Origin of the sequence: Paraburkholderia sp. J11-2 (genome assembly GCF_905220185.1) — a bacterium.
Lineage (GTDB): Bacteria > Pseudomonadota > Gammaproteobacteria > Burkholderiales > Burkholderiaceae > Paraburkholderia.
The window spans coordinates 20,100-33,408 of the sequence record NZ_CAJMYY010000012.1 but is presented as its reverse complement, the minus strand read 5'-3'; the positions used below and the strand labels follow the sequence as shown (position 1 = coordinate 33,408).

Here is a 13,309-nt window from a genome sequence, read left to right as displayed (position 1 = left end):
GCGATGAACAAAGACTCCCATTTGGCGGTGCCAGATTGCCTGCGCGGCCTCGCAGCCATATCTGTCCTGCTCTTTCACCTCAATCACTGGCTTGGGATCCCATGGTTGGCCCCCAACGCGGGCATTGCTGTCGACTTCTTCTTTGGCCTGTCGGGTTATGTCCTGTGCGTGGCGTACCGTGGCCGCTTCGAAAGAGGGATGAGCGGAGCGCTTTTCGCGCGTGTCAGACTCATACGGCTGATGCCGATGATCGTCATCGGAACTCTGTTGAGTGCATCGTATCTGGCGGCGAGATATGTTCTCCTTCACGATTCCGACATTTCGCCAGGCTGGCTCGCGGCCGCCACGCTTCTCGGTCTATCATGCATTCCGACCTTCGGTGCTCCGCATGCGATTGGAGGGCCACAGGTTTTTCCGCTCAATGGCCCCGAATACACGCTTTTTCTCGAGCTGGTCGTCAATCTCTTCTGGATGCTCACACGCCGATTTGACGGCATGAAGTTCGCACTCGTCATGGCGATCGCGGGCTATACGCTTACCTCTGTGTTTGGCATGGGAGGCGATACACCGCAGACTTTCCTTTCCGGTTTTCCACGCGTATTCGGCGCTTACTATCTGGGCGTCCTGCTTTATCACGGCAATGTGAAATTCGGGCTGCTCTCGTTGAAGATCTGGAAATCGCTATTTCTTCCAGCGTGCGTGATGACCATGGTCATTATGGGGTGGAATGGCCAGATCCCCTTCTTCGTACAGTGGCTGTGGGCTGCCGCCGTGATGCCGTTGCTGATCCTCGGCGGGTCTTCGATTGCGCTCACCGGGCCCGTGCGGGCAGTCGCGCTCGTTCTTGGCGAACTGTCGTACCCGGTGTACGCGTTGCATTACCCCACGTTTGTCTGGCTCAACGGCACCTATCAGCAGTTGATGCACAGAAAGGATCCTATTCTGGAGGCTGTCGTGTTCTTGCCAGCGATCCTGCTGGCGAGTTATCTCATCATGCGGTTCATCGATACGCCGATACGCGCCTGGCTCGTTTCCCGATTTGGCCGATCGACGCCTAAACCGGTTCTCGACACCACGGCGGCCGACACACCCGTTTGAGCCGGCGCGCGGCGCTCGCCCGCGGGCACGCTGGATATGCGCGCGTTTGCGTGCGGTATCCAGCAGTGCCGCGCTGGCTGTGTCGATAGCATACGCGTCGGAGAAAACAACATTGCCCCGCGTTAGGGGGAAGGCGCGTTTGCGCGAAACTGCCCGGAAACGCCGCGGCTATCGCCGTGGCCGTTCGAGCGGTCATCCGATCGGTTGCCTGGACACGGTGTGAGAAGAATTGACGCTTGAACGTGGGGGTGGATTATGAAAACGATCGCGTCGAAGACGATAGCTTTCAACGGCAAGTTCTTCGGGGCAGGGCCGACGGGCGTGCATAAGGTCGCCGAGCAACTCGTTGCCGCGATCGACGCGTTGATTGCCGGGCAAACTGGCAGCGGCGTCGATTGCGCACTCGTAGTCAGAGACCGCGTCGAGATCCCGCCCTACCGTAACATTTCGTGCGTTCGCGAGAGTCGCTGGGTCCGCAAGATTCACCGGATCGCGTGGGAGCAATGCTATCTCCCGCTGGCTCGCAGAAGGGACTTCATACTCAATTTATGCAACCTCGGGCCACTGATTCACCGGGATTCGGCGACGATGATACACGACGCCCAGGTGTATTCGGCCCCCGAATCCTATTCGCTTCCTTTTCGGCTTTGGTACAAATCGCTCTACTTTTTCATCGGTAAGCGGCACAAGATCATTTTTACCGTATCCGAGTTTTCTAAGGGCGAGCTCGTCCGCTATGGCGTTGCCGACGCCGACAAGATCGTCGTTGTGCATAACGGCTGCGACCATGTCCTGCAGGTTCAGCCCGACGCGCGGCAGCTTGCTGTGTTGGGCCTGAAGCCGCGGCGCTATGTGCTCGCACTCGCGAACACGCAGAAGCACAAGAACATCGGCATTCTGCTGAAGGCCTTCGCAGGCGCACAGCTGAGCGACGTCGAACTCGTGCTGTTCGGCGGGGCGACGCAGGCCGACTTCGAATATCTCGGGCATACCGTGCCTCCAAACGTGCGATTTACCGGACGCATTAGCGATGCCGAGCTCGTTGGGCTGATGAGCCATGCCGGCGCACTGGCCTTTCCCTCGCTGACGGAAGGGTTTGGTTTGCCGCCGCTGGAGGCGATGGCGCTAGGTTGTCCGGTCGTCGCTGCGCCGTTTGGTGCGCTTCCGGAAGTTTGCGGCAAGGCGGTGCTGTATGCCGATCCGTTGGACCCGGACGCATGGCGGCTGAATATTCTGGCCATACTCAACGATGAAAACGTGCGGCAATCCCTGATATCCGCTGGACTCCGGCAGGCAGGCGGCTTCACCTGGAGACAGGCGGCGCGCAGCGTGTTCGAGACCGTGAAGGCCGCGAGCGGCTGAACATCTTAAAAGAGAGCTTTCGGGGGCACGCAATGTCTATTGATGTCGACTTCTCATTGGCGCTCAATGATCGAACCGGCAAGCTATTTTTGGGGAAGGACATCATTTCGACGCTCGGAGCCAGGGTGACGAGGGTGCACTACGGACGATTTCACGAATTTCCCCACAGCGACCTGATGCGCCGGGTCGTCGGCCGGTTGACTCACAAGGAAACCATTGCGCGGGTACGCCACTCCCGGCTGGTTTCATTGTTGCCGGCCATCCGCGATCCACGCCCAACGCTGCATCTCGATCCACTGAGTGTCGTGCGCCATCGTCTGGAAGCACGCGACATTGTGCTCTGCCACGATGTGGGTCCGATCACGCATCCGCAGTACTTCGCGCCGGGTGTGAAAGACCTGTATCTCCTCGCCTATGAGCAGATCCAGCGAATGAAGCCGCACATGGTATTTGTCAGCAAGACTTCCCAGCGGGAATTTCACCGGCTGTACGGTGATGACTTCGCCTCGTCGAACGTCATTTACATTCCCACTCGCCTGGGGGTCAAGGAAGGAGAGGTGCGTCCAGTGGAAGGCGTTTCGCGCCGTTTCCTGCTGACGGTGGGGAGTATCGGAGATCGCAAGAACCAGGCGCGTTGTATTGAGGCGTTCTCGGCAAGCGGTCTCGTGGAGAAAGGCTGGCAATATGTCATTGTCGGCGGGCGCGAGTCTGGCGCCGACGTCGCTATTGAACTCGCCAGGCAATCTCCCGGTGTGGTGATGCCGGGATACACGAGAGATGACGAGCTTCGTTGGCTTTACCGCAACGCATCCGGTTTCGTGCTGATGAGTCTGCTGGAAGGATTCGGAATGCCGGTGATCGAGGCGATAGAGCACGATTTGCCATGCCTCGTTTCCCGCGCGAGCATCTTGACGGAAGTCGGTGGCGACGCGATGTTGTGCGCCGATCCGCTTGCTCGTGAATCGATCGCGTATGGGATGTACTCGCTAGCCGAAATGCCGGAAGAGGAGCGCCTCCGGCGAATTGCCCAGGCGCGCGCGCATCTGCGGATGTTTGCGCGCGAACCGATACTCGCCAGTTGGAGAGATCTGGTCGAGAAGGTCGGGTAATCCGCTCGATCGTGCTGGACCGAACGCCGCGGGCTCAATGACCGCTGGCGATCTCGCACATTAAAAAAAGCAAGGCCCGCCACGGCGGGCCGGGCGGGCCAGGGCAATGCCGGAAGCGCGGTCGCGACCGTCCCGGTCTTTCGTCCAAGCCGGAGCTTCACGCGCCGCAGGCCGAGTATCGTCGAGGCCTGGGGCGGGCGAATCACTCCTGGTAAGAACGTAATACTAGTCGCCACCCCCTTTAAAAGTCGACATCGCAGCTCGCCGGGTGGCATTCACCGCCGAAAACGCTGCGGCCTTGGCGCGATCGCGCACGGCGCTTCGTCCCGGCGGAGTGGGGTTGAGTCCGAGTTTTCGAAGGTAATAGTTGGCCCGATAGACGTCGGCGCGCAAAGTGTTCAGAAACTGGAAATTTACGCTCAAGGTCACCGAGATATTGTCGCCGTTCTTCAGCCAGTGCGGGCAATTGACCGGAACGTGCACGCCGTTTCCGGGAGCCAGTCTGTACGTCTTCGCCCGGTCCTGCAACTCGGGTCGATAGTTCGGCGCGTTGTGGTCGACGGTCCAGAATCGCTCGAGTTCCGCCTCCGGCAGAACCTGCCGGTCTTCCCGATCGAAGACGTACAAATCCTTTTGCCCGTGGATTTGAAGGATGAAATTGCATTCGCGGTCGATGTGATACGCCGTCACCCGCTTCGGTGACGTCACGAAAATAATGAGGTCTTCCCGCTTGATCATGGATTCGATGTCGCCGCCCACCATACCCTTGATTTCCGCCATCGCATGCCTGTACAGCTCGGCGTAGGCAGGATCTTGTTGCGGGCCTCTGAAGATGAACCAGGCGTTGGAATCTTCCAGCTGCTCTAATGCATTCAGCGGCGAGAACGCGCGATCCGTATCTTTCCATTTTTGACCAGGCGAGACGTCACCCATGTCGTAGTAGAGGTCAGCTGGACGCGTTTTCAGGGTCCGCTCCGCCAATTCCATCAATTGAGGAAGTTGCAAGAGCGGATGGGATGCCAGATGGTGGGAGACGTCGAAGCTCTTCCGCTCGAAATTTTCCCGAAACACCGCAGCATCCGCGTCGATCCACTTCTCAGGCAATGTCGCTTCGAGAACCGGGGGAACGGTAGTGGTCTCCATGTGATCGCTCCTTTCAATCTAATGAGGGTTGGGATAAGCAATATCCCTTGGTATTTGGGCACCCAATTGCGTTGGACCGCGCGAAACACGTACAACTCGTTATCTAAAGTCAGTTGCGGCCTGGGGTCTATTTGGCCGCATCGGCGAACCTGTAAAGCCACGCGGGCGTTCCCTTCAGGGCTACCCAGCCAGGGCCGGGTTCTATGTTCGGCATCGCTAGCGACACGACCGCTCGCGCGCCGGTTTGATGGAACGCCTGCATGACCTCATCACGCTGTTGCGCCGTGAGCTGCGTCCAGAATGTCTCACTGAAATTCGGCCAGAGGACTTCGTCTTTGCGGTCAAGGCGGTTGCGGTCCTGGGGCTCGACACGGTACGGGAGACCGCCAAACTCGGCGACGATGCGCAAGCGCGACACGTAGGCCCAGCTGACCCTGACAGTGGGATAGCTATCCCGGATCACAGCGATCGGGTCGCCCGGCTGCAACCCTTGGGCAGTCAGCGCGTCGGCAATCCGCCATTTCGGGTCGTCGTGAAAGTCCGCTTGACGGGCCGCCGCCACGAACGAAGGCCCATCTGTTATTGCGAGTTCTCCGATCAGACCGGCGCTGTAGATGATGGCGAGGGCTGTGGTGAGCAGGCGGCGAGATTGCAGCGTGACATCGAGCAATGGCGCCCACGTGAGAAGCGCAATGACCATGACGAACGCACTGAGGTAGCGATCTTCGACATGAACAATGAAATAGGTGGCAAAGCCGCCGACGGTCGGCAACAGCAATGGCCACGTTCGAATGATTGCCTTGACGAGCGATGCACGCCATGAACGTCTGGCAACGATAAACAAGAGAGCCGCGGCGAGCGAAAGCACCGTTGGATGTTGCTTGATTATCTGCTGCAAGCTCCACAGCGACCGGCCCATTGCGATCAATTGCATTTTCAGGCTGAAGAACGACTTGAAGCCCTTGTACCAATATGCGACGTCGTTATAGGGGGGGTAAGTCGTGTGGAAAGGGGTGCCAAAGCCGAAAGCAGGCAGGCCCGCCACAAGCTGACTGGTCGGATGGATTGGCCGGCCGAACTGCGCCGGGCCGCCCTGCCAATTGGTCAGGTGAGGCAGCTCGTTCACGTGCCAGGGGACATTCAAGGCACCGGAAGCGCCAAGCGTAAATTCCCCATAAGACCAGGAAATCCCCGCGATATAGACGGCAAAGAAAACACCGAAGGTTCCCACAACCGCACCTAACGATTTCCACAAGCCGCCCCTCATGCAGCAGTAGATGAAAAGCGTCAGCAGGAACAGGCAGGCGAATGGAGTGAAGACGCCTTTTACCCAAACGCCGAGACCAAGGACGAGACCAAGCAAAGTCGCAGTGAGCAGGTCCCGACGGCGGATCAGGGAGAGGAGCAGTCCCGAAGCGAGGATAAAGCCCGTGGTCACGAGCAAGTCGGGGCACGCGGCCGAAACGGAGTCCAGCGCCAGACACGCGCCGAGAAAAACGCAAACCCCGATCCAGATCGTAAATGGGTGCTTGCCCAGCGCAATCGAATCAGGCCAAAACAGCGCGAGAGCGCTCCGGATCAGTCCGCGCCAAGCGGCATAAGCAACCAGATAGATGACCCAGTTGATTGCCGTTATGGCATACCACTCACCCTCCGGAGTGGGGGCAGCCAGCGCCCGGGCACCGGCAACCAATGCGGGATATCCGGGATTCCAGAAGGGATTGAAAATCTCGCGCCAATCGAGGTGCGTGACGGCCCAGCTCACATTGAGATAGGAGATCCAGTCGCCATAGTATTGCGTCCGCCCGTAGAGTCCTTCGACGATACCGAGTACGCCGACAACGATCCAGGACAGGATCAGATGCACATTCCCCCGTGACCACTTTATTGTCATGTAGCACCTCCACGCTCGCAGCCAGAAGATCAATCGATAAAGGGTTAGTCGCCCAGTGGTCCAATCAGCGAAACGAGCTGCTAACGCCCAATATCAGTCGAAGTATGAGCACGGGCCGATGATTGCCATGTCGGCCGCGAACGCCGCCAAGATCCGGAACTTTCCCGCGCAGTGTGGCGAACCTCCCGGAATCTGTAGCGTGTGTCTGCACGCCTCGTTCATCGCTCGATGTCGTCCCGGCCGTCGTGTGACAGCAGGGCGTCTCGCTTACGTCCGTGTAGGCAAGTCACGCGACGAATGTAGCCGGTGGATTCGAACCGCTCTGTGCGTTGGGCAACGCGGCTTTCGATCGCGCGAGGCGAATGGGCGTGCGTTGCTCGTTGCGCAACGTTCAGGACGACGATGTGTCGCCTGCCGTCGGGACCTTGGCAGGCGCAGTGGGGGCCGTTGCGGAGAAGCGCCCCTTCTCATTGAACGTCCACGCGGAGTTGAGCAGGTAGGTCAAGCCGAGAACGAGGGCAGTCGTAACCAGCTGGGCAATCAGATAGTTCATACCAAGACTGGTGACGAAGAACTTCATGCACAAGCCGTTCGTGAGCACGCCAAGCAAGGCGATAATGGCGAACTTCGGCGCGGTCGACAGTGGATTGCTTTTGCTTCGGAACGTAATCTGGCGGTTCAGACTGTAGTTGACGATTGCGCCGAAGCTCGCCCCGACCATCGAACTGAGGGCCGGAGAAAAGCCGGAGCGAACCATCGCAACCAGGATCGCATACTGCGTGACAGTGCCGATCGCACCGACGCCCGCATAGACCACAAACCTTCGTGCCGCGCGCAGATCAGGCATCGTTGGGGCCTGCGGATTGATAGCGTCTGCGAATCAGGTAGACCGGCCGGCTCTTCGATTCGTGGTAGATGCGGCCGATGTATTCGCCGAGCACGCCTATGCCGATCAATTGAACCCCGCCGAGCAGAAGGACGGCGGAGATCAGCGAAGCGTAGCCGGGTACGGCGACCCCTTGAATCAGGGTGCGCACAATGAGGAACGACGCATACAGGATAGCGCCGAGCGCCACGAAGCTGCCGACATAGGTCCATACGCGAAGCGGCAGCGTGCTGAAACTCGTGAAGCCTTCCAGGGCGAAGTTCCACAGTTTCCACCCGGAAAACTTCGACCTGCCGGCCAGACGCGGTTCGCGCACGTATTCGACGACCGCAGTCCGGTATCCGACCCAGGCGAACAAGCCTTTCATGAAGCGGCGCGTTTCCGGAAGCTGCTTGAGGGCGTCCACGACCTCACGCGTAATCAAGCGGAAATCACCGACGTTTTCCGGAATCTTCGTGTCGCACATCGCATTGTGTATGCGGTAGAAGATGGCTGCGGTCTGGCGCTTCAGAAAGGAGTCCGTGAGCCGGCTGACGCGTTTGGCGACGACGACGTCATGGCCTTCCCGCCATTTCTCGACCAATAACGGAATGACTTTCGGCGGGTCTTGCAGGTCGGCGTCGAAAGGGATCACGATCGAGCCGCGAGCTTCGTCGAGCCCCGCGGACAGTGCTGCCTCCTTGCCGAAATTGCGCGACAGATCGATGACGCGGATGCGGCTGTCGTCATTGGACCTGGCGATCAGCATGCGCAGCGTGTCGTCGCGGCTGCCGTCGTTGACGCAGACGATCTCGAACTGTGTTCCGTCGATCGCTTCGAGTACGGGAATCACCGCGCTGAAAAACGCCCCGATCATCTCCTCCTCGTTGTAGAACGGCACGACGAGCGACAGAAGGCACGGTTCGTCGACCACGGGCGTTTGCGCGAGCGCCGGATTGGACTGGGCGGTCGTATCGCGCGAAGCGGCCGGCGAGGTTGGCGCTTCCCTCAGAAGCGTCTCCGGAACCAGAAAGTGAGGTCGGCCGACATAGTCCATGGTTACCTCGCGGAGATGCCGCGGTTGTCCGGCTGGTGTAACGGTTTCATCGCAAACGTTGTTCGCGGCTTGCCCCGGCGGTCTGTCCGTTCAGGACTTGCTACAAAGCAGAGCGCCCGAACAGCGCGCACTTAAAGTCTAGAGCGATGCGTGCCCGGCGTTCGTGCGCTCGGGCACACTGATCGCCGTAGCGGTTCAGCGTTTGACGAGGCGCAGAACCGCATCCAGCGGGGACTTTAATCGGGTCACCGGCCAGTGAACGACTTCGGAAAAGGTCTTGGGGTCACGGTGTTCCAGCGTCGAGATGACCTTCCTTTTCAGCTTGTCGCGCAACGGCGAAACGCCGGGCGGCAGCGGCTTCAGACCCATCTTGCGCAGAACGTAGTTGGCCTGATAGACCCTGGCGCGTTGCTCCAGCGACTTCATGCAGTAGTTGATGCTGATGCTCACCGAAACATTGTTGTCGTTCTTGACCCAGTGCGGCGCCAGTGACGGGTGATGCACTACCTCCCCCGGGTTGAGCCGGAAGATCGTTCCGCGACTCTGCAACTGACAGCGATAGCGCGCCGCTTCGAAGTTGCCGGCGTAGTAACGTTCGACTTCCTGGTCGGGCACCAGCTCGCGATCGGTTGCGGGGAACAGACAGACGTCCTTCGAACCCTGCAACTGGAAGAGGAAGTTGGTTTCGTGATCGATATGGAAGGGCGTCGAGATATTGGGCGAGGAGACTAACAGTGTCATCGTCACCAGGGTCATGTCGCTGCGCAGCGGGAAACCGGACAAATCCTCGAGCTCGGATGTGATTGCATCCAGAACCTGAGCATAGTCGGCATCGAACAGGTGTGCCTGGGTGAGCTTGATCCATGAGTCGTTTTCGTGAACACGGGCAAACGCCTCGGCCAGCTGCTTGCTATGCGGCATGGCGCTGAACTTGGCATCCAGCGCGCTATTCTTGAAGTTGATCGCGCGAGCGTTGCCGTTCTTTTCGAGCATCAGTTGGGCGAGTTCGGCGACCCTCGGGATCTCGAACAATCCACTCTCATGCAATACGTGATTGAACTTGAATGGATGAAGATTGAAATTGCTTTTGAATTCGGTGCTGGAAGCGTGCAGGATTTTGTCGTCTGAGGTCAGTCGGCGTGATGCATCGGCCAACACCGTACCATCGCTAGTCACAGACATGGCACACCTTCGTAGGTAGGAGGGACACTGCCTGCAGGCTACTATTGCGCCTCTTCACCCGATGTGCGTTGACGAACATCCAAACCCGTTTTGACGTTTACCCGGAACTGGGCGGTTTCCCTGGCTGGTTCATGGCGGGACGCCGACGCTGTGTCAGCGGCTTTGAAGCTGGGTCGCAGAAAATCAACGACCTCGGCATCCGTAATCGGCTTGATGTGCAATCTGAAAGCGTTGTTCAGCGAGACGACGAGGTACTGTGTCCAAAGCGCATTCCAGACTACGCCGGCGTGGCTGTCTGCAAGGAAGACGTTGTGCGGATCGTCGCCGGAGGTATTGGTGATGGCCCAGCCAGGCGACAGGCGAACCGTCTTGTAGTTTGGCCGACCTTGGGCGTCGCGCTGACCCCACATGCTTCTGAACCACGCGTTGTCTTCGAGAACGTAGACATGGCGATCCGCCGCAGCGAGCGCGCGCAAGCCATTGTTGAAGTGCTCGACGCCGGCGTCGATATTGGCTATCTCTCTGGCGGATTGCCAGCTGTCGAACTCGCCCGGCCAATCCGCGCCGCTGGCCGCGGTTGAGAGCACGACATAGGTATCCGGATGATTTTTGCGGATCAGCGAGACGGCTTCGCCAATCGACTTGATGCAGGCGTCCATCACGGCTGCGGGGTGCGGTGCAGCGGGATCGCGCGACATCTCGTCGAATAGCTCGTGGCTGCTGAGATCGTTGTCGCCGATGCGAATGAACACGATGCCGCCTCGCCAGGCTTGGGGTTCTGTGTCCATCAAATCGACGAGACGGATGGCCTGGCGCTGCGATTTGCCCATCAGCTGGTCGCAAGTCGCGCCGCTAATCGCGAAGTTATAGCGGTAGTCCACCTTGGGGGGCGTGCGAGAGAGGGAACCGAGGGCTTCCCCGACAATGGCGCGGTACTTGCCTGTGCCCCAGGCGCCCCATTCCCCGAGATCGATCTGGTCACCGCGCAGCTGACCCAGGACCTCGGTCCACTGCCAGGTGGTCGCGCTCCACTTGCCGCCTCGCGTGCCCGGACCACCCGGCGTCAGCGTGTCATGGTACGACTCGCTGTTGGAGTCTCCGAGCACTGCGAGTCGTATCCTGCCGGATGGGGCTTCCGCCGCGACAGCGACAGCAACGGGGGCGCGGCGAAAGAGGCCGGGAAGGGCGAGCCTGGCAAAAAGACCGGCCACGGTCAGCGCGCCGAAGCAGGCGACCAGCAAGAACTTGCGCGAACGGGACATAGGCCAATTACCTTGATGTGACGCATCGAGATCATGGTCCCTCAAGCGCGCTTTCCTGTTTGCCTCGCACGGTTGCGGCCAGACGTTCAAGCAGTTGCTTGCCCATGACAGCAGCGCCGGCCGCGCGGAACATCTGGTTGTGCATGCCGGGAACCTCGGTGACGACCAGCTTGCCGGTGACCACTTCACCCCAACCCATGTCCTGCGCGAACAGGCGGCCCTTGAGCACCTGACCGCTGCGGAAGATCTGGACATTGCCGTCATAGGCCTTCGGGCGATAGCGCACCTGCTGTTCGCGCAGATAGCCGATATTGCGGCCGTACCAGAGGTTGTCGTCGATCATGTTGTTCGCGTTGTCGTTCTTCAAGAGTCCGAACTTCACGGCGAGCTGGGTGAGACGAAGCAGGCGAACAGTGCGAAACTGCTGGAGGAACGCAATCATGGACATCTCGCCGCGCCTTGCGAGGCGATAGTCGCGCGGGATGTCGTCCATGCGCACCTGGAACTTGCGCAACAGGCGATCGTACCAGGGCATCGTCTCCCGGTAACCCGGGCACCAGGAATCGGTGAGCACGACGAGTTCCACCGTTTCGCCCTCGCGGCGCAGCTGGTGGGCCGCTTCCAGCGCCATCGCGCCCAGCACGCAGTAGCCCATGAGGATATAGGGGCCATGCGGCTGGATCAGCCGGATGAGCCGCACGGCGTCCGCGGCGAGATCCTCGAAGGCGCGCAACGGGAAGTTGGGCTGAGGCGTCTTCGGCACCATGGGTACGTCGACAATGGTTCGCTCGTCACCGACCTGTTTGGCCAGCTCATAGAGAACCGCGATGTTGTTGAGTACGATGATGGGCGTTTGCGAACCATCCTCGTTGAATCGCACGATGTTGTGCGCTTTCGCCTCCAGCTCGGCGCGGCTGAGAAAACCGCTCACGCCCACACCGCCCGCAACTTGCGCTGTCTCGCTCCCGGCCGCAGGCGCGAGCGGGCGTTGCGGCATGACTTCTGCCGTTTCCAGTACCTCGCGCCAATTGGCGAGATGCCGGTCGATCGTCTCGATGTCGTAAAGGTCCGTGTCGCCTTCGCAGGAGATGCGCCAGCCCTCCGGGCGCCGCACCATGAAGAAGTTGAGGTCGTAGAGCGCGCCCGCGTTGAAAGAGGGTGAAGTCGTCGCGGCGTAATCCTGGCGGCGCACCTCGTCGCCCATGCCAACGAAGCTTTGCTGCAGAGCGAAGTTGACGGAGCATAGCGGCGGCCGATTCATTTCGGACACTTCGCCCGCCATTTCCATCATCTCTTCGAACGGCAGGTGAAGATGCTCGATGGCGTCGCTGAGCTTGCCGCCGCACTGCGCGGTCACGTCGGCAAGGGTGCTGCCATCGGTCACGTCGAGGCGCAGGATCACCGTGTTGATGAGCGGCCCGACGACGCCCTCGAGTTCCTGCTGATCGCGCACCGACATCTGCGTGCCCATGGCGACTTTGGCCTGGCCGGTCGCCTTTTGCAGTGACATCGCGAGGGCTGCGGCCGCCACGCTGAAGAGGGTGACGCCTTGCGCCTTGGCGGCCGCGATCAGGTGTTCGCTCAGCGTGTCCGGCAACAGAATGGAGCGAATGACGCCCTGGAAGCGCCGTTCCGATGGCCGGGGGCGATCGCCCGCCACATCGAAACGGCTGAAGCCCTTAAGCTCCTCGCGCCAATGCACGCGAGCGCGATCGATCGCCGCGCTGGCCAGGAACTCGCCCTTCCACAGCGCGTAGTCGCCGTGGTGAAGGTCGACGTCGGGGTGGTCGGGATCGTGGCCCGCGCGCAACGCCGCGAGCCCTTCCACGAGTTCGCGCACGAGGATCGCGAACGACCAGCCGTCCATCACGAGCGAATGGAAGGTCAGCTGCAATTCGCCTTGCGTGCCCGACCTCGGCAACCACACGGCGCGGAAAAACGAGGCGGACGACAACTCGAAAGGCGTGCGGGCCTGCGCTTCACCCACACGCTGCGCCTCGGCGAGCGCCGCCTTTTCGTCCAGACCGCCCAGATCCACGACTTCCAGCCGGAAGGGGGCGCGGCTCCAGACCTGCTGGCGCAGCCCCGCGCCGGTCATCAGAAAGCCGGTGCGCAATATCTCGTGCCGCGCGACCAGTTCGGCTAGCACCTGTTCGATGCTCGCGGCCGTGAGCGGTCCCGACAATTGCAGCCGGAAAGCGATATTGAGCGCGGAGGCCTTCGGCGACGCCTTCTGCTCGTGCCAGTAGCGTACCTGGCAGGCGGTCGCCGGGAACAGGGCATGGCCCGCCTCGGCCTCCTGCACAGGCGCGATATTCAAGGCTATCCCGTTCATCG

Annotated in this window: 10 protein-coding genes; 3 read left to right on the top strand and 7 right to left on the bottom strand. The window is 60.3% G+C overall.

All coding sequences use genetic code 11. The features are described from left to right. Positions 1–3 precede the first annotated feature (3 nt). From U5A57_RS18015 to U5A57_RS18005, 3 genes are all read left to right on the top strand, one after another. Complete coding sequence (locus U5A57_RS18015; RefSeq protein ID WP_321913031.1) at positions 4–1,098, top strand: acyltransferase; 1,095 nt, start codon at positions 4–6, stop codon at positions 1,096–1,098. A 255-nt stretch (positions 1,099–1,353) separates the two neighbouring features. Then, entirely contained in the window at positions 1,354–2,460 is a 1,107-nt protein-coding gene (locus tag U5A57_RS18010) for a glycosyltransferase family 1 protein (protein ID WP_321913030.1), read from the top strand. Positions 2,461–2,492: 32 nt separating this feature from the next. Beyond that, positions 2,493–3,569, top strand: a complete 1,077-nt coding sequence (locus U5A57_RS18005; RefSeq protein ID WP_321913029.1) for a glycosyltransferase — start codon at positions 2,493–2,495, stop codon at positions 3,567–3,569. A gap of 225 nt (positions 3,570–3,794) precedes the next feature. Here the strand turns inward: U5A57_RS18005 and U5A57_RS18000 are convergent, their stop codons facing one another. From U5A57_RS18000 to U5A57_RS17970, 7 genes are all read right to left on the bottom strand, one after another. Continuing rightward, on the bottom strand, positions 3,795–4,712 hold the full coding sequence (locus U5A57_RS18000) for a transcriptional regulator (protein ID WP_321913028.1): 918 nt from the start codon (positions 4,710–4,712) through the stop codon (positions 3,795–3,797). 127 nt (positions 4,713–4,839) lie between these two features. Then, complete coding sequence (locus U5A57_RS17995) at positions 4,840–6,606, bottom strand: hypothetical protein (RefSeq protein WP_321913027.1); 1,767 nt, start codon at positions 6,604–6,606, stop codon at positions 4,840–4,842. 391 nt (positions 6,607–6,997) lie between these two features. Further along, on the bottom strand, positions 6,998–7,453 hold the full coding sequence (locus tag U5A57_RS17990) for a GtrA family protein (RefSeq protein WP_321913026.1): 456 nt from the start codon (positions 7,451–7,453) through the stop codon (positions 6,998–7,000). Next, the gene (locus U5A57_RS17985) at positions 7,446–8,528 is read right to left on the bottom strand and encodes a glycosyltransferase family 2 protein (RefSeq protein WP_321913025.1); all 1,083 of its coding nucleotides are present in this window, start codon (positions 8,526–8,528) and stop codon (positions 7,446–7,448) included. Before U5A57_RS17985 ends, U5A57_RS17990 begins: the two co-directional genes overlap by 8 nt. Positions 8,529–8,723: 195 nt before the next feature. Continuing rightward, positions 8,724–9,710, bottom strand: a complete 987-nt coding sequence (locus tag U5A57_RS17980) for a cupin-like domain-containing protein (protein ID WP_321913024.1) — start codon at positions 9,708–9,710, stop codon at positions 8,724–8,726. 41 nt (positions 9,711–9,751) lie between these two features. Then, the gene (locus U5A57_RS17975; RefSeq protein WP_321913023.1) at positions 9,752–10,972 is read right to left on the bottom strand and encodes an SGNH/GDSL hydrolase family protein; all 1,221 of its coding nucleotides are present in this window, start codon (positions 10,970–10,972) and stop codon (positions 9,752–9,754) included. Positions 10,973–11,003: 31 nt separating this feature from the next. Continuing rightward, positions 11,004–13,307, bottom strand: coding sequence for a condensation domain-containing protein (locus U5A57_RS17970; RefSeq protein ID WP_321913022.1), 2,304 nt, complete (start codon positions 13,305–13,307; stop codon positions 11,004–11,006). Positions 13,308–13,309 lie beyond the last annotated feature (2 nt).